At 36.5% G+C, this 18,043-nt stretch carries 16 protein-coding genes; 8 read left to right on the forward strand and 8 right to left on the reverse strand.

The window, feature by feature from the left end:
* Window positions 1-15: 15 nt before the first annotated feature.
* Window positions 16-366: a winged helix-turn-helix transcriptional regulator gene (locus tag AB1278_RS04550; RefSeq protein ID WP_411413456.1), complete on the reverse strand. Its 351-nt coding sequence runs from the start codon at window positions 364-366 to the stop codon at window positions 16-18.
* Between the two features lie 94 nt (window positions 367-460).
* On the opposite strand from AB1278_RS04550, the gene AB1278_RS04555 reads away from it, so the two are divergent.
* Window positions 461-1,261, forward strand: coding sequence for a DNA alkylation repair protein (locus AB1278_RS04555; protein ID WP_429812708.1), 801 nt, complete (start codon window positions 461-463; stop codon window positions 1,259-1,261).
* Window positions 1,262-1,584: 323 nt separating this feature from the next.
* Here AB1278_RS04555 and AB1278_RS04560 read toward each other — a convergent pair whose 3' ends face one another.
* A complete protein-coding gene (locus AB1278_RS04560) occupies window positions 1,585-2,343 on the reverse strand; it encodes a TIGR03915 family putative DNA repair protein (RefSeq protein ID WP_429812711.1) in 759 nt (252 codons plus the stop codon).
* 171 nt (window positions 2,344-2,514) lie between these two features.
* Window positions 2,515-3,774 (reverse strand): putative DNA modification/repair radical SAM protein, encoded by a 1,260-nt coding sequence (locus AB1278_RS04565; RefSeq protein ID WP_411413458.1) that lies wholly within the window; start codon window positions 3,772-3,774, stop codon window positions 2,515-2,517.
* Window positions 3,775-3,930: 156 nt separating this feature from the next.
* On the opposite strand from AB1278_RS04565, the gene AB1278_RS04570 reads away from it, so the two are divergent.
* The 4 genes from AB1278_RS04570 (at window position 3,931) to sucC (ending at window position 8,301) form a co-directional block, all read left to right on the forward strand.
* The gene (locus tag AB1278_RS04570; protein ID WP_062676276.1) at window positions 3,931-5,259 is read left to right on the forward strand and encodes a hydroxymethylglutaryl-CoA reductase, degradative; all 1,329 of its coding nucleotides are present in this window, start codon (window positions 3,931-3,933) and stop codon (window positions 5,257-5,259) included.
* Between the two features lie 166 nt (window positions 5,260-5,425).
* Entirely contained in the window at window positions 5,426-6,514 is a 1,089-nt protein-coding gene (locus AB1278_RS04575) for a hypothetical protein (RefSeq protein ID WP_429812714.1), read from the forward strand.
* A gap of 1 nt (window position 6,515) precedes the next feature.
* Complete coding sequence (locus AB1278_RS04580; protein ID WP_202841306.1) at window positions 6,516-6,902, forward strand: DUF423 domain-containing protein; 387 nt, start codon at window positions 6,516-6,518, stop codon at window positions 6,900-6,902.
* A gap of 208 nt (window positions 6,903-7,110) precedes the next feature.
* Window positions 7,111-8,301 carry an ADP-forming succinate--CoA ligase subunit beta gene (gene sucC, locus AB1278_RS04585; RefSeq protein WP_062676270.1) on the forward strand — a complete coding sequence of 397 codons (1,191 nt, stop codon included), beginning with the start codon at window positions 7,111-7,113 and terminating at the stop codon, window positions 8,299-8,301.
* Between the two features lie 215 nt (window positions 8,302-8,516).
* Here sucC and AB1278_RS04590 read toward each other — a convergent pair whose 3' ends face one another.
* Window positions 8,517-9,404, reverse strand: a complete 888-nt coding sequence (locus tag AB1278_RS04590) for a mechanosensitive ion channel family protein (RefSeq protein ID WP_202841305.1) — start codon at window positions 9,402-9,404, stop codon at window positions 8,517-8,519.
* A gap of 94 nt (window positions 9,405-9,498) precedes the next feature.
* Between AB1278_RS04590 and AB1278_RS04595 the strand changes: the two genes are divergently transcribed.
* Window positions 9,499-10,134, forward strand: coding sequence for a peroxiredoxin (locus AB1278_RS04595; protein WP_202841304.1), 636 nt, complete (start codon window positions 9,499-9,501; stop codon window positions 10,132-10,134).
* A gap of 98 nt (window positions 10,135-10,232) precedes the next feature.
* Here the strand turns inward: AB1278_RS04595 and AB1278_RS04600 are convergent, their stop codons facing one another.
* The 3 genes from AB1278_RS04600 to AB1278_RS04610 all read right to left on the reverse strand — a co-directional run bounded on the left by AB1278_RS04600 (window position 10,233) and on the right by AB1278_RS04610 (window position 13,982).
* Window positions 10,233-10,823, reverse strand: coding sequence for a hypothetical protein (locus AB1278_RS04600; protein ID WP_411413460.1), 591 nt, complete (start codon window positions 10,821-10,823; stop codon window positions 10,233-10,235).
* A gap of 262 nt (window positions 10,824-11,085) precedes the next feature.
* On the reverse strand, window positions 11,086-11,601 hold the full coding sequence (locus tag AB1278_RS04605) for a membrane protein (protein ID WP_047435058.1): 516 nt from the start codon (window positions 11,599-11,601) through the stop codon (window positions 11,086-11,088).
* 95 nt (window positions 11,602-11,696) lie between these two features.
* Window positions 11,697-13,982 carry a TonB-dependent siderophore receptor gene (locus AB1278_RS04610; protein WP_429812718.1) on the reverse strand — a complete coding sequence of 762 codons (2,286 nt, stop codon included), beginning with the start codon at window positions 13,980-13,982 and terminating at the stop codon, window positions 11,697-11,699.
* 183 nt (window positions 13,983-14,165) lie between these two features.
* On the opposite strand from AB1278_RS04610, the gene AB1278_RS04615 reads away from it, so the two are divergent.
* Window positions 14,166-15,221, forward strand: a complete 1,056-nt coding sequence (locus AB1278_RS04615; RefSeq protein ID WP_429812721.1) for a Gfo/Idh/MocA family oxidoreductase — start codon at window positions 14,166-14,168, stop codon at window positions 15,219-15,221.
* 116 nt (window positions 15,222-15,337) lie between these two features.
* On the opposite strand, the gene AB1278_RS04620 is transcribed toward AB1278_RS04615, so the two are convergent.
* Window positions 15,338-17,230 (reverse strand): ABC-F family ATP-binding cassette domain-containing protein, encoded by a 1,893-nt coding sequence (locus AB1278_RS04620; protein WP_110008096.1) that lies wholly within the window; start codon window positions 17,228-17,230, stop codon window positions 15,338-15,340.
* 214 nt (window positions 17,231-17,444) lie between these two features.
* Here AB1278_RS04620 and AB1278_RS04625 point away from each other — a divergent pair, with 214 nt between their 5' ends.
* Complete coding sequence (locus AB1278_RS04625) at window positions 17,445-17,957, forward strand: 5' nucleotidase, NT5C type (RefSeq protein WP_110008314.1); 513 nt, start codon at window positions 17,445-17,447, stop codon at window positions 17,955-17,957.
* Window positions 17,958-18,043: the final 86 nt, after the last annotated feature.

The following is an 18,043-nucleotide window of genomic DNA, read 5'->3' on the forward strand; positions in this document are numbered from 1 at the left end:
ATCTTATTTGAAAATTTATCGGTTCAACGACTCCTCTTTTCCAGGAATCAACAATTTACCCCAATCATTCAGCTGCCAGAGGATCTTCACAAGTTTTTCCCCAAGTTCTGTCAAGGTATATTCAACCCTTGGAGGTAGTTCATTAAAGGATTGTTTTGTTAAAATGCCATCATCTACCATTTCAGTCAGCTGCTGATTCAAAACCCTGCGGTCCACTTTTGCAATCCCGCGTAAAAACTCACTGGGACGTTTTTTGCCTTCATTAATCTGCCAGACAATGGGAATTTTCCATTTTCCACTGATAGTATTGACAGCAACTTCCAACGGACATATTTTATTTTCTTCAGCTCTTCCCTTTGTTTCCATAAAATTGACTTTTTTATCCCTATGTGGTAAAAATGTGCGGTATTGTTTTTCTCCGCCCACTTTCAGACTTTTGTAAAGGTAATCATTAAATAGTATGACAGAAAAACGAAAAGGAGCCCGCTCCATCAAAGATATTCCAGCGGATATTCTGGATCAGCTGAACAGAGGAGAAATTGAAACCGCCAATCTTACGGAATGGCTGGCTGTAGATCAAAGATTGCTGTTGGAAAATCTGCTTTTACAGAATGATCGTAAGGAATATTTGACACCCGTTTTAGAAAATGTAAACCAGCTGAAAAAGCAAACTGTCAATACCATTAATGAAGCAATTGGTGTTGGGCTTCTTAATCTGGCTTTGAAAAATAAGGATGACGAATTTCTTTTTAAATTGTCAGTTCATCCCGCAGATTTGGTACGGTGCTGGGCAGCTTATACGATTGGAAGAAACAACGATTTAAAACTCAGAGAAAAATTAGAAAAAATTCAGCCTTTCGCTTTTGACTCTCATTTTGGGGTAAGGGAAATCTGCTGGATGACAGTGCGTCCGGATATTTCCAGAAACCTGGAAGAAAGTGTATCCATATTATCAACGTGGACCATACATGACAATGAGAACGTAAGACGTTTTGCCAGTGAATCTACAAGACCGAGAGGGGTATGGTGTGAACATATCGATGCTTTAAAACAAAATCCGGGACTCGGACTGGAAATTCTGGAACCTTTACGATCAGATTCCTCCAGATATGTACAGGACAGCGTAGGCAACTGGCTGAATGATGCCAGCAAATCACAACCCGAATTTGTAGTGGAAATCTGTGATGAATGGCTTCGGGAAAGTCCGACAAAAGAAACGCAGTATATTGTAAAAAAAGCGTTACGGACCATCAGAAAGTGAGAGTTATCCACAAACTGGAAATGTTGATTTAGTTTTTGAATCTTTAGGTCACAGATTTACATGGGTTTATAATATATTTTTATATTCCTTTACTTCCTGGAACTGGCTTTATTTCCTCCATTTTTATAAGAAAATTGATGTTGAACTATTTTCAATGTTAACGGTATGTTAACTCAAAAAAGTTATCCACAATATGGGTTTTCTATTAATGTGGATTCTATCTTCCGTAAAATGAAGAGATTAAAAAATATGGGTCAAAAAATAATTTGAAATCGCAGCTTTTATCATCCAAATAAAAAGTTATCCACAATATGGAATTACGGCTACCATTTTTCAGTCAGATATTTCCAGTATCTTTTGGGAACATGCTGAATATGGAGTTTCATGTTTTTTCTTTCCACGATATTGGTTTTTGTGAAATATCGCTGCCAGAGTATCTGATAATTGTTTTCTTCATCATGAAATTTCTGCTGATAATTATGGAGATTAATTTTTTCATCAGGATAGAAAAACTCACAATCGTTCAGATCATACAGAAGTCCATAGTTTCTCCGGAGATCGTAGATCATCCATTTCTGATCCTGGTATCGGTCGTGAAAATGTTTTCTGATTAAAGGAAGAACATTGAAGTCAGGATCTATTTTGGAGAAAAAAACACCATCCTGCATTTTTTCGAATCGGACAAAAGCCGTCATTCTGTGTCTTTCCCGGTCTACTGATTTACAGATTTTTGAAATTTTTAAAACATCATTATCGGCAAAGTTTTCAAGAATATTATTTTCTGGATTCTTCACTGACTGTCTTACCGCAGATAAAATAAGGCTTTCCAGCTCCGGATCTTCCGATAAAAAAACTTTTAAAAGTTTGTAAACGCCCTGTTTTCCAATATTCTGTTCTAATTTATTCAAAACCCTTTCAGATTTATCTGTTTGGGTAATGACTTCGTGAATCTCAGCAAAAATATTTTGCTGATGAAACCTTTCCCTGCTTATAATTTCTACATCTTTATAACGATATTCGAAAACTTCAAATACTGCTGTGAAAAGACCGTCAAAACTTCCATCGTAGAGTAGGGTTGTCATGTGTTGAGTGTAAAAATTTAAAGTTTAGTTGGGGTGTCATTCTGAACGAAATAAAATGAAGTGAAGAATCTAGAGATTCTTCCATCGTCAGAATGACAATAATGCTGCTATGTTTTTGCATAATAAATTAGTGCCCATTTGTGAAAATATTGGTGTCATTTGTGTTTAAAATCAAAACAAAGTCAGCTGTTGCGAAAACTGGTTATGGAATTTGGATGAACTTCCGCCTATCAGCAGTTTCCTGAAGTTTTTATCCGTTAAGTATTTCAGGTAGGCATTCCCAGCATTAAAATCGATAAAGTATTTTGCCCGGTTGACAGCCGCTCCGAGTTTTTTCAAATGATCCATCGTTAAAATCTGAAAACGTCTTGCACTTACAATTTTCTGAGCTGTTTTAACACCAATTCCAGGAATTCTTAAAATCGTCCGGTATTCGGCAGTCTGGAGATTCACCGGAAACTGATCCAGATTCCGTAATGCCCAGCTTAATTTCGGATCCATTTCCAGGTCGAGAAAAGGAACATTCGGATCTAAAATTTCTTCCGCTTTAAAACCATAAAATCTCATCAGCCAGTCCGACTGATACAATCGGTTTTCACGAAGCATAGGAACTTCTGTGGTTAAAGAGGGTAATCTCTGGTCTTCCAGAACCGGAACATACCCGGAATAATAAACTCTTTTCAGATTAAAGTTTTTATAAAAATGATCGGCCACTTTAATGATTTGTAAATCGTTTTCATTGGTTGCTCCTACGATCATCTGTGTAGATTGTCCGGCAGGCGCAAACTTGGGTACTTTTTTCAGAATTTTCTTTTCATCCTTATATTGAATAATTCCTTTTTGGATATACCGCATTGGACTGATCATATCCTGCCTGTTTTTTTCAGGGGCCAGCAATTTTAATCCGCTTTCTGTAGGAATTTCAATATTGACGGATAAACGGTCTGCATACAACGCAGCTTCCTGCATCAGATCATCACTTGCCCCGGGAATAGATTTTAAATGAATATATCCGTTAAAATTTTCTTCCAGACGCAGCTTTTTAGCTACTCTTACAAGCCTTTCCATTGTGGTATCAGCATTTTTAAAAATTCCTGAGCTTAGAAACAAACCTTCAATATAATTCCTGCGGTAAAAATTGATGGTAAGATCTACCACTTCTTCTACTGTAAAAGCAGCTCTTTTGATATCATTGGAACTTCTGGAAACGCAGTAAGCACAATCATAAATACAGTGGTTGGTCAACAGAACTTTAAGCAGAGAAACACATCTTCCGTCTTCTGTATAGGTATGACAGATCCCGCTTGCAGAACTATCTCCCAATGCTCCTTTTTTATTTTTTCTTGTACCTCCGCTTGATGAACAGGAAACATCATATTTCGCAGCATCAGCAAGGATTTCAAGCTTTTCTTTAAGACGGTCAAAATTCATGTTTAAAATGATTTGATATGTTTTGTATCTTAATTGTAATTTAATATTGTTCAAATTTAGTTCCAAAATTGATAAAAGTCAATCTTTTTTCATAGAAGTTATCAACAAAAAAGAGTCTCAAAATCATTATATTTACGGCTCATTAAAGTTTATATCATGAATCATAAACCAATCGAAGGTTTTTCCAAGCTTCCAAAGCAGGGGAAAATTGAATGGCTCGTAAACGAATATCTTGAAGGAAACCAGGAATATCAAAATATATTAAAACAATACTGGAATGATGATGCAGATCTTCAGAAGCTTCACGAAGAATTTTCTGAAAATACCATCTCCAATTTCTATATGCCGTACGGAATTGCTCCGAACTTTTTAATCGACGGAAAACTGTTGGCGCTTCCAATGGCAGTTGAAGAAAGTTCAGTAGTAGCGGCTGCTTCCAAAGCTGCCAAATTCTGGATCGATAAAGGAGGTTTTAAAACAACGATTATCAATACTGAAAAACTGGGGCATACCCACTTTATTTTTAATGTAGAACCTCACAAATTATTACATTTCTTTAATTTCAGCCTGAAGAAAAAATTATTTGAAGCTACAGAAGATATCACGGCGAATATGAGAAAACGCGGCGGAGGTATTTTAAATATCAGCCTGGTGGATAAAACAGCAGAAATGCCGAATTACTACCAGTTGAAAGCAAGCTTTGATACTGTGGATTCAATGGGAGCGAACTTTATCAACTCATGTCTTGAGCAGTTTGGAAAAACATTGAGACAGGAAGTGGCTACCAGCGAAGATTTTACTCAGGAAGAAAAGAATTCACTACAGATTGTGATGAATATTCTTTCCAACTTTACTCCTGACTGTATCGTGAGAGCTGAGGTTTCGTGCAAAATGGAAGATTTAAAAGATGACAGTGGAATTTCTCCTGAAGAATTTGCTTCTAAATTCAAACAGGCCGTTACCATTGCAGAAATAGAACCTTACCGTGCGACTACTCATAATAAAGGAGTAATGAATGGAGTAGATGCCGTTGTAATCGCTACCGGAAATGATTTCAGAGCTACGGAAGCCTGTGCGCATGCGTATGCTGCAAGAGACGGACAATACAGATCTTTGACTCACTGTACAACAGATAACGGAATTTTCAGATTCTGGATTGATCTTCCTATTTCCGTTGGAGTTGTGGGAGGACTTACCAATCTTCACCCTCTGGTAAAATTCTCTTTAGCGCTACTGGGTAAACCTTCAGCACAGGAACTGATGAGCATCCTGGCAGTTTCAGGTCTTGCTCAGAATTTTGGAGCATTGCGCTCTTTGGTAACCACAGGAATCCAGAAAGGACATATGAAAATGCACTTATTGAATATTCTGAACCAATTGGGCGCTACTGAAGAAGAAAAACAGCACTTTGTAACGTATTTTAAAGATAAGACGGTGAGCCACCATGAGGTGATCAATGAATTTAACAGAATGAGAGGAAACTAATGCTACAGATCATTTTGCCTATCGTATTCCTTCTTTTTGGATTCTTTCTGAAGAAAACAAACAATGAAGGTTTCAGAAGTTCCAAAAAATTCGCCAATATGTTTATCATACTGGGGATTTCTACACTGGTTGCCAAGTTCATTTTAATGTACTTAAAATCAAAATAGTGAAAAAGGGTATTGTATTTTTCTTACTGATTTCCGGGTTAAGTTTTTCACAGCAGCAAAAAGTGAAAATCACTAATCTGCAGCCTAAAACTGAAGATACCGTTTTTCCGGTTGTTTCTTATCCTGAAAATCCGCGGGTCGAAAATAAAATCAATACATTTCTGCAGGTAGATCAGCTGGAATATGTTCCCGGATCTGGCGGAAACCCTTTTAAACTGGCTTCTACAGCAACCAATTCCTATTCCAACTATCTTTATTTTTATAGTTGGGATAAAATTGAAACTCCTGAAAATATCCTGAGCATTGCCATAGACGGCGAAGCTTCAGGTGCTTATCCAGAAGGGTTTTTAATCTGGAAAAATTTTGATCTGAGAACAGGAAATTTTATCAATGCTGAAGATTTATTTCAACCCAATTCAGTTAAAATGGTTGAAAGTATCATTCAGAAAAGAGTAAAGAAAAGAATTGCCGACTTTCTGGTCAAGCTGAAAGCAGAAAAAAATCCATCTGAGGAAACTGAAGATCAGATCGCTATGTATGAGGACTGTTTTACAGAACATACTTTAGAAGACATCAGATATTTTTTCGGAAAAGATAAACTGACTTTTGTTGCCGGAAGATGCTCCAACCATGCTATGAGAGCTCTGGATGACCTCGACAGTCACGAAATAAAGTTTTCCTACAAAGAACTGGAAAAATATTGGAGTCCTTATGCAAGAAATTTAATTTCCGGTTCTGAAAAAATAGGTGCCACCAGTTTTAGAAATAAGTTGTACAAAGGAAAAATAGATGGCAAATATCCTGTCACTGTTTTTATCAGCCGCTTATATAAAGGAGAAAGTGAAAATGATACAAGTTCCTTTACTGCATTGTATTGGTATGATAAAAATAAAAAACTGATCCCATGGGACGGTAAAATGAAAGGAAATCATATTTCCATTACTGAGAATGATCATTATGATGAAGCTGCGGGCAAATGGATCCCAAGAGCTTTTGTAGAAGCAGATATGAATGGAAATACAATTTCAGGAACCTGGCAGGATGATAAAACAAAAAAATATTTAACCCTAGAATTAGAAGAGTTATAAAATGAAAACAATCACATTAATTTTTGGAGCAGTTTACGGAATGGTTTCTGTAATCCTGGGTGCTTTCGGAGCACACGCTTTAAAGAAAATATTAGCTGTGGAAAGACTGGAAAGTTTTGAAACAGGAGTAAGATATCAGATGTATGCAGCTTTTTTCCTGTTGATCATCGGGTATATCTTAAAATTCGAAACATCTGCTGAAAAATGGACTTCCATTTTAATGATTGCAGGAACATTTTTATTCTCAGTAAGCATCTATTTCTTAAGTATGCAGGATTATTGGGGAATGAATCTTAAATTCTTAGGCCCTATCACTCCGCTTGGAGGTCTGATGATGATCTTGAGCTGGGGAATGCTGATCTTATATTTTGCCAAAAACAGAATTTAGGAAATAAAAATTAACAGAAGAAGACGGCTCATACGAACATTCAACCTGTTCAATCTGAGAAATTAGCGAAAGAATAAGGGAAAACAGGAAGATATGTTAAAAATCAAGTCAGCCAGACTTTAATTTTTAAGTCAATAAACTTGAACTTCCGTGTCTTTTTAGTAAATTTGTCAACCTTTAAATATTAAAATAAAATAATAAAAATAATATGAATCTTCACGAGTATCAATCAAAAGAGATTTTATCAAAGTATGGAGTAGCTATCCAACGTGGTTTCGTTGCAAACAATGTAGATGAAGCTGTAGCTGCTGCTGAAAAACTAACTGCTGAAACTGGCGCTCAAGGGTGGGTAGTAAAAGCTCAGATCCACGCAGGTGGTCGTGGTAAAGGCGGTGGTGTAAAGTTCTCTCCAAACATGGATAAGCTTAAAGAAAACGCTCAGAACATCATCGGAATGCAGTTGATTACTCCACAAACTTCTGCTGAAGGTAAAAAAGTAAATTCTGTTTTGGTTGCAGAGGATGTATATTATCCAGGTGAGTCAGAAACTAAAGAATTTTATGTTTCTATTCTATTAGACAGAGCTGAAGGTAAAAATACAATCGTATATTCTACTGAAGGTGGTATGGATATTGAGCACGTTGCTGAAGTAACTCCTCATTTGATCCACAAAGAAATCATTGATCCTGCTTTAGGTCTTCAGGGATTCCAGGCTAGAAAAATTGCTTTCAACCTAGGTCTTGAAGGAAATGCTTTCAAAGAATTTGTAAAATTCATCGGTTCTCTTTATAATGCTTACACAGGTATTGATGCATCTCTTTTCGAAATCAACCCTGTATTAAAAACTTCTGATAACAAAATTATCGCTGTAGATGCTAAAGTAACTTTAGATGACAACTCATTGTTCCGTCACAAAGACTTAGCTGAACTTAGAGATACAAGAGAAGAAGATCCAATGGATGTAGAAGCTGGTGAAGCTGGTCTTAACTTCGTAAAACTGGATGGTAACGTTGCTTGTATGGTAAACGGAGCTGGTCTTGCAATGGCAACTATGGATATCATCAAATTATCTGGTGGTAACCCTGCAAACTTCCTTGACGTAGGTGGTACTGCAGATGCTCAGAGAGTACAGACTGCTTTCGGAATCATCTTAAGAGATCCAAACGTAAAAGCTATTTTGATCAACATCTTCGGAGGTATCGTAAGATGTGACAGAGTTGCTCAGGGTGTTGTAGATGCTTACAAAGCTATGGGTAGCCTTCCTGTTCCATTGATCGTAAGATTACAGGGAACTAACGCTGTAGAAGCTAAAAAATTAATTGACGAGTCTGGTCTTCCGGTACACTCTGCAATTACTTTAGAAGAAGCTGCAAACAAAGTAAAAGAAGTTTTAGCATAAGCTGAAATTTTTAAATAAAATAGAAAACCGTTCCAATTTTGGAACGTTTTTTTTGTTGGAACGTGAAGGGCACAGTTTTGTAATAACTTCAGCGGAAATGTACTACTGTAAACCTAACAGGTTTCTAAAACCTGTTAGGTTTAAATATCTCCAATCAATCATCATAAAAAAGACCATTTCAATACTCGAAATGGTCTTTTATTTTATAAATAATTTTACTTATCCTGATGACTTTCCGGCAAGTTAGTCTCTCCACTTGTAATGCTGATGCTCGTTGGCGTTACCAGCTGAATTTTATCCGTATCAAAGCGTTCTTTAATCCCTAAATAAGCCTGGCTTCTTACCTGCGCAAGATTAGCCCCTACTTTTATCCAGAATTTTACCTGCAGATTAAATGCACCTTGCTTCAAGTCTGTAAAAATTACTTCTACGGTGTCCAGCTTATCCACATTATCAAGATTTTTAACCACATCAAGAATTCCTTTCTGAGCTTTAGTGATATCTTCATCAGCCGGAATTTCAAAGTTTAAAATTATCCTTCGCTGTGGAGAGGCTGTAATATTGTAAAACGGAGCATTGAAAACAACCTGATTAGGGATATAAGCTTTCTTTCCGTCATCAGTAAGAATTTTTGTAGTGAGAAACCCGATTTCCTGTACTGTTCCTGAGTGGGTTCCGATCGTAATATAATCTCCTACCTTGTAAGCTTTGTCAATTCCAATAAGCATTCCTGAGAAAATACTGGATACCAGGTCTTTCAGAGCAACCCCGGCAATAACCCCGGCAACTCCTAAGCTTCCGATAAACTTCCAAAGAAAGCCGCTGAAACCCATTATTTCAAGAGCAATAAAGGTTCCCATCAGCATGATCAAAAATCTGAATACACTGATTAAGGTGACTAATGAACTCTCTTTGCGACTTTTAGGAAAAAATTTATGGAATAATTTTACCGCTGCCTGGCTTAAATATTTGCTGGTAACCAGAAAAAAGGTAAATACTAAAATTCCAACAATCAGCTTGGGGGTAAGTTCAGCGAAGGTGATGTACCAATTTTCCAATACCTTGTAAACAAGATCTACATACCTGAGTCCGGTTTTCTCCATGAATAAAATTTTAATTAAAGATATAAATTTTCATCAAAAAATTTGCCAGTTCCAAAAAGTCTACTAAATTTGTAGACTATAAAGAAAGAATATTATGTCAATCAAACTAGGAGATACAGCACCCAACTTTCAGGCAGAATCATCGGTCGGCGATATCAATTTTTATAATTATCTGGGAGATTCCTGGGGAATTCTGTTTTCGCATCCTGCAGATTATACACCGGTATGCACAACGGAGTTGGGATATACCGCAAAACTTCAGTCTGAGTTTGATGCCAGAGATACAAAAGTAATTGCCCTGAGTGTAGATGGGGTAGAAGATCATCAAAACTGGGTAAAAGATATTAATGAAACTCAGAATACCAATGTAAAGTTTCCTATTATCGCAGATAAAGACAAAAAGGTTTCAGAACTGTATGATTTTATTCATCCCAATGCTTCGGCTACCGCTACAGTACGTTCTCTTCTGATTATTGATCCTTCCAAAAAAGTAAGACTGATTATTACCTATCCGGCCTCTACAGGAAGGAATTTTGACGAGATCCTCAGAGTGCTGGATTCTTTACAGCTGGTAGACAATTACCGTGTGGCTACGCCTGTGAATTGGGAAGTTGGAGAAGATGTTATTGTACCTCCAACCATTTCTACAGAAGATGCCCGGAAAATATTCCCGAAAGGGGTAACGGAAATAAAGCCCTATCTGAGATACACCCCTCAACCTAATACATGATTTATTTGATTTTTTATAGTTTAGTTTTAATTTGTACGAAAAGCGCCCCGGAAATAAATTTCGGGGCGCTTTCATTTTTTTTATAAGTATTTCAGTGATTACTTAACGTCGTTGATGATTTGTTTCGCTTTAGACGTTGGAAGATAAATCTGGAATCCTAAACCAAAAGTAATTTTGTTAGTGTATCCACCGCTTCCGAATCCTGCATTTGCATCATATTTCACTAAACCTTCCAATCCGATGTTTGGTGTGATGAAGTAAGAATAACCAGGTCCGAATCCGAAGTTAAGACCGTTAGAAGAAGAACCTCCTTTAGAGATAGACATTCCTCCAACACCTACATTACCTTCGAAGAACCATCTTCCGTGGTGTAGTAAGTTGTTTACTCCCTGCTCTCCCGGATTAAGATAGTAACGTCCTAATGCTCCTACATTATATGTAAAAGTAGTGGGTGCATCTTTAGCTCCTTTAAAGCCTAAATCTACGTATCCCCCAACTGCGATATTATCTTCGATGAAATAGGCTCCTTTAGGCTGAATTGCAAAGTTATATCCTGCTCCTTCATTTAACCCAAAATTTGCACCTACAAGGTTACCCCCTACCATCCAATTACCTTTTTGAATCTGAGCGTTGGCAGTTGCTGTTAAGCCTGCTATGGCTAATATCCCTGTTAAAATAAGTCTTTTCATAATTTATTATTTTAATAATTAAATGTTTATTATTCACGAATTATAGAAAAAACAATAAATGTGCCAGACTCTTAATTTTACGTAATTTTTCTAAACAAACGTTAAGATTTTCAACGAGATATAGTTTATTTTTTTCACCTGTCGGCTCTATATGTTATGATAATAAAGAAAATAAAATGGTTGTTTTAAGAAAAAAATGATAAAAGTAGATAATATATCATTAATTATATAAAACACTTATTTTTCTTTGCCCATTCGGAATTTAAATAAATAAAAGGATCACCGAAATGATCAGACCTGCAATTGTAAATTTGATTCCACGTTTGAATGCTTTGGTCTTGGGATTAAACATCCAGAAACTTGAGATGACGAAAAAGAAAAGAGAAACTCCGAAAAATACGCTTAGAGGAGATATAGCATCTTTCGATTGTGATTTGTGAAGCGAAACCATTTTGTCCAATACGAAAGGAAGTTCCTTTTTGGTATATTTGGCTTTTCCGGTTGCACTGTCATAAGTTCCCTGTTTAAAATAAAGAACACTTCCTTCTGTTTTTTCCACTTCAAGGCCTTTCATCTTAAGCTCTTTTTTCAGCTCTTTTTCTGAAAGATTGGCTGCGATATTCTTTTCGTATTTCTTTTCACTTTTCAGGAAATCTGTGTCTCTGTACACCAGAAGAATTCCACTTAACGAATACACAGCCATAATTCCGGCAAGGAAATATCCCAGGTAACGGTGCGTAATTCTCATGAAACTTCTTGTGTCTTTAATCTTATCCATATTTTATTTTTTTGTTTTTGTTTAAAAATTTCAAAAGTGGAAACTGCAAAAATGCAATTTCCACTTTTAGTGAAAGAATTATTATATAAAGAATTCTAGAGTCTGTATGTCAATGTGAAATAGTAATTTCTAGGCGTAATCGGATTCACTGAATAATTCTCGTGAACATTGTAATTTACGACATCAAACAGGTTGCCCACTTTCCCTTGGATAGAGAATTTTTTCCACTCGTAGCCTACTGACACGGAAACAGTCGTATAATCTTTCAGATCAAACATTCTGCTCACGTTATTTCTACTTGTGTTTGTAGATTTTGTATCATTCCATCCGGCAATTCTATCCCCGATGTAATAAATTCCAGCTCCGATTTTCAACCCTTTTACGTAGTTTGTAAATTTATAGAAAACAGAAGCATTTGCTGTTGTAGCCGGTGTTCTTACCAGTCTTTGGTTTTCAATATATCCTTTTTCAGGAGTGTCGGTATAAACCGAATTGTTATAAGAAAAACCTCCGATTATAGATAAGTTTTCTGTAGGATTTCCTGTAATGTCCAGTTCCACACCACGGCTTCTCATATTTCCTGCAAATTCTTTAAGATTGGTGTCTGTGGAATTTACCGGTGCCCCGTTTGAAGCAGAAGCAAACCAGTAGGTTTGGTAATAATTATTGTACATAATCTGGTAAGCCGTTAAGTTAACAGCTAAAGCATTGTTCCAGAAATTCTTTTTAATACCGATTTCATATTGATCAACTGTTGAAGGTTTTATACTTTGTCTAGATAAAGTATTTAATTGATTTTGAACATCTGTAACAGGCTGATTGGTATTTACCGTGCCAAATTGATCTGAAGTATACCCTGCATTTGCTGCAAAAGAATTCGTATAAGTTGCGAATACTGAAAGGTTTTCATTTGGAGCATATACCAAACCTACTTTCGGAGAAAATGCATTGTCAGACGTTGACGAATTAGCGACTTCAATTTTATCATTTAATGTAAAGCGGGTAGTCAGCGTAGGCATGTTTTCTATATAAGACCATCTTAAACCTGCAATTACTTTTAATTGTTTTGTTAAGCTGATAAAATCCTGTGCATAGATCCCGATTCTTCTTGTATTGATTCTGTTTCTCGTACTAAGAGTAGAATTGGGCATATCAATACTTCCCCACGTTGACGGATCATCTAAATACAGAAGATTTCTTGGAGCCGCAACAGTATAAGCATAAGCATCTGCCTGACCGTAATCAGCATCTGCCCCAATTAAAACTTTGTGGTTGATTTTTCCAGTATTGAACTCACCATTGATGTTTACCTGTGCTGAAGTATAATTTTGTTCGTTATAAGTTCTGCCAAAAGGTCTTTTCCATGATAATCTGTTAGGATCTACAGTGGTATCTTTGGTGTCATAGATCCATTGCACTCTTTCAGAAGAAAAATAATCTTTCGTATAGTTTTGGTAAGAAGCAATCGCATTTAGAGACCATCTTTCATTGAACTGATGATTAAAAGTTATATTCGTAGAAGCTTGCTGTACATTTTGATATTGCCAGTTAGTTCCGTAGAAAGTGTTTCTGGAAACAGTATCATTTAATCTGTAGCTTTGGTCTTTTTCCGTAATAGAACCAAGCCCGAAATCAGGAGTAAAATTAGTTTTAAGATAATCCGCTTCCACAATCAATTGTGATTTTGGGCTTAAATTGAAAAGGAATGATGGATTGAAATAATATTTCTCTGATTCTACAACATCTCTGAAACTTTCAGCATGCTCATAGGCTCCGTTTACTCTGAAAGCAATATTTTTAGATAAAGGACCATAAATATCAACTGTTGGTTTATAGGAATTCCAGCTTCCGCCGTTTAACCCGATACTTCCACCAAAATTGAACTTAGGTTTTTTTGTAATCATATTGATAACACCACCAGCTGCTGTATTTCCAAAAAGCATGGCATTGGCTCCCTTTAAAACCTCTACTCTTTCCAGACCACTTACTTCAGGGAAAACACCACTGTTTACTCTTGAACCATTTTTAAAAATATTATCATTTCCTAAAATGAAACCACGTCCACCAAAACTATCCTGAGAATTTCCTCTGGATGAAGTGATATACAATCCGTTTACGTTCTGAAGAACATCACTCAGTTGCTTTGCCTGCTGCTGCTCAATGATTTCGTGAGTAACAATAGCAATGGGCTGGGGAGTTTCCATTACCGTCAGATTTGACTTTGTTGATAATGGTCTTGCCTGGTTAGGATTTCCCGTTTTATGAAGGTTGATATCCTCAATAGTTTGAGTTCTGATAGTATCTACTTCAGTATTTTTCATCTGTGAACTTGCCGAAGCGGCGATAAACAGAAGGCCTAAAGAAAGTAATTGTCTTTTCATTTTATTTTTATGTAGAACAGTTTTAAATAAGGCGCAAATGTAAGTATTTGTTTAGAATAGATAAAAATAATTTTATGATTTAAATCATATTTTTATGAGTCGACGAGATGGATTATTTCTATAGCTCCTTTACACTAAGGGATAGAGAATTTTTTATGAATATATTTGTTAAAAAATTATAATATGCAATTGGTAAAAGCAGGGCTTTGTGCCTTTGGAATGAGTGGGAAAGTGTTCCATGCTCCCTTTTTAAAGGAGCATCCGGGATTTTTTATCTCTGCTGTGGTGGAAAGAAGCAAGGAAGAATCGAAGGTGAAATATCCTGAGGCAACGATCTATCGTTCCGTGGAAGAAATGCTTCAGCAGGCAGATGTAGAATTGGTGATCATCAATACTCCGGTTCAGACCCATTATGAGTACGCCAAAAAAGCACTGGAAGCGGGAAAAAATATTATTGTGGAAAAACCTTTTACAGTAAATGTTTCTGAAGCAGAAGAACTGGTGCAACTGGCTGAAGAAAAAGGTTTGTTTTTGAGTGTATACCAAAACCGAAGATTCGACCGTGACTTTCTGCAGGTTCAAAAAATTCTGAATGATAAGAAAATAGGGAATATTAAAGAAGTGGAAATACGTTTTGACAGATTCCGTACCACGGCCAGTGGAAAGCAGCATAAAGAAAGTCCTGATCAGCAGGGATCAGGATCACTTCATGATCTGGGAGCACATCTTGTAGATCAGGCGGTGCAGTACTTTGGGTATCCGGAAAAACTTTTTGCCGATGTATTTTCTATGAAAGGAGCCGAATTCGCTAACGATTATTTTGAAATTCTTTTATTCTATAAAGATAATCTGAGAGTAAGACTGAAATCATCTGTTTTCAGTAAAGAGGGGCATTATGCGTACACAATTCATGGAGACAGAGGAACTTTCCTGCAGGAAAGAACCGATAATCAGGAAAATGAACTGGTAGCAGGTGCCGTTCCTGAATATGGTAAAGAATGGACGCAGCCTTTGACTGCACCGGACGGAATTTTAAACTTCCTGAATGATCATTCTGAAACAGAACGAATTCTTACCTCCAGCGAAGCCGGAAACTATATGAATTATTACCAGCAGATTTATGAACACATCGTTTTTGGATATGCCTTACCATCTCCGGGAAAAGAAATTATTCAGAATATGAAAATCATTGATGCTTCTCTTGAAAGTGCAAAAGAAGAAAGAATAGTAAAATTATAAATTAGAAATGAGTTCAAAGTTCAAGGTTTAAAGTTCAAGGTTGATACCAGTCGGGATTAGAAATTTCCAACCCGTCTACAATCCAACTCTGCGACACTTTGAACTCATTCCTATTATTAAAGGAGCTCCTGAAGCTCCAGCCATCTCATTTCGTGGTTCTCCAGTTTTTCTGAAACCGTTTCCAGCTCGGAAGAAAGAGTGGCTATCTTTTCATAATCAGCTTCGTTGTTGAGCTTATCCAGAATTTTTGCACGCTGTTCCTCCAGTTCAGGCATTTCTTTTTCAATCGTCTCCAGCTCCCTTTGTTCTTTAAAAGTGAGTTTTCTTTTAGAATTGGAAGACTGGCTACTTTCTGTTGAAGAAACAATTTCTTTTACAGGCTCAGGTTTTACCACTGCATTTTTTTCTAACGCTTCTTCACGGCTTCTGGCTTCTCTGTATTCTGAGAAGTTTCCTACAAAATCCCTGATTTTCCCGTTGCCTTCAAAAGCCAGAACATGGTCTACAATTCTGTCCATGAAATACCTGTCGTGGGAAACGATAATCAAAGATCCCTGGAATTGCTGAAGGAAGTTTTCAAGAACTGTTAACGTTGGAAGGTCAAGATCATTCGTAGGCTCATCAAAAATCAGGAAGTTAGGATTCTGATACAAAATATACATCAGGTGAAGTCGTCTTTTTTCACCTCCGGAAAGTTTGGAAATAGGAGAATACTGTGTCTGATCGTCAAATAAAAATAATCTTAAGAACTGTGATGCGGATAAACTTTTACCATTCGCTAAAGGATAAAATTCTGCAATTTCTTTAATGAAATCAATCACACGTTCATCCTCTTTATAGGTAAGACCTTTTTGTGAGAAGTAACCGAAAGAAATAGTTTCTCCTGTTTCAATTTCTCCTTTATCGGCTTTTTCAAAACCTTGAATAATGTTAAGCAGGGTAGATTTTCCCGCTCCGTTCTTTCCGATGATTCCCACCTTTTCTCCACGTTGAAACTGGTAGCTGAAATCTTTTAACAGAACTTTTGGCCCAAAGCTTTTATCAATATGTTTGAGTTCAAGAATTTTATTTCCCAGACGTTTCATTTCAAAATCAAGTTCCAGTCCGTCTTTTCTGGTGTCGGTTTTGGCCACTTTTTCCGTTTCGTAGAAAGCATCAATTCTGCTTTTTGATTTTGTGGTTCTGGCTTTTGGCTGTCTTCTCATCCATTCCAGTTCCTTTCTGTAAAGGTTATTGGCTTTATCAATTGTAGCATTAAGATTCTCCTCACGAATCATCTTGTTCTCAAGATAAGTAGCATACGAACCATTGTGAACATACAGATTCTGATCCTCCATTTCCCAGATGATATCACAAACACTGTCAAGGAAATATCGGTCGTGGGTTACCAGAAGTAACGTGATTTTTGCTTTGTTCAGATAGTTTTCAAGCCATTCTACCATGTCCACATCAAGGTGGTTGGTAGGTTCGTCCATGATAAGAAGGGTATGTCTGTGCTCGGCTCTTGTTTCTGTTAAAAGTTTAGCCAGCGCGACACGTTTGATCTGTCCTCCGGAAAGGGTTCCCATTTTAGCTTCAAGATCTGTAATTTTAAGCTGGGAAAGAATCTGCTTCATTTCATTTTCCAGATCCCAGGCTTTATGAACTTCCATATCAGCCAGTGCTTTCTCAATAAAATCATTATCTGTAGAATGAAGTGAACGATGATAGTTTTTAAGCGCCAGGATAGGCTCGGAATCCAGGGTCATCATAAATTCTTCAATGCTCAGCTTAGGATCATAATCAATCTCCTGATCAAATAATACCACCTGGATATCTTTATTGATGATCGCAGTTCCGCTGTCTGCAATTTCCTTACCCATTAGTATTTTAAGAAGTGTAGATTTTCCACTTCCGTTTTTGGCAACAATCGCTATTTTATCTCCTTCATTGATGTGGAAAGAAATATTTTTAAACAAAACTTTGATGCCGTAAGATTTGGTAAGATTTTCTGCAGAAACGTAATTCATTGGGAATTAATAGTTTGATTTTAAATTTCAATTGAACCGCAAAAATACGAAAATGTAGCCTAAAACTTCCCGGAACCTCTTTTATAAAAATGAATATTTATAATTTTTTAATAAACTGTGCCCCTTATCTGAAAAAACTAATCAGTAAATTTGATCAACTACAATGAAATGTACATTGTAAAAGTAATACATAATACAAAATCTGATTGAAGTAATGAAAAAAGTTATCGTCGACATGGATGGAGTAATGGCGGATGTATATCATCAGCTGGCGCAATTTGAAAAAAGGGATACAGGAAGAGAAATTGAAATCAGTGATTTGGCTGGTAAGCCTGAAATAGAGTCTTTTCCCAACGGAAAAAAGCATGTGAATGAAGTAGGCTTTTTCAGAACCTTACCGGTAATGAAAGGAAGCCGTGAGGCCATAGAATACCTTAATAATAAATATGAACTTTATATTGTATCTGCCGGAATGGAATTTCCGAACAGTCTACGGGAAAAATATGACTGGCTGGCAGAACATTTTCCTTTTATCACATGGGAACAGATTGTTCTTTGCGGAAGTAAAAGAGTAGTGTCCGGAGATGTCATGATTGATGATTATCCTAAAAATCTGGATCACTTTTCAGGACAAAGACTGATATTTACCCAGCCTCATAATGAACTGATAGAAAATGATACCTATGAAAGAGTTCATTCCTGGGAAGAGGTTATGAATATCCTATAATTCTGAGTTTAAATTCTTGATAAAGCTATGAGGGAATTCCGGAAATTTTTTAAATAATTTTAACTAAAGGGAGAATAAATTTAATA

Source organism: Chryseobacterium sp. NRRL B-14798, assembly GCF_050470705.1.
Lineage (GTDB): Bacteria > Bacteroidota > Bacteroidia > Flavobacteriales > Weeksellaceae > Chryseobacterium > Chryseobacterium cupriresistens.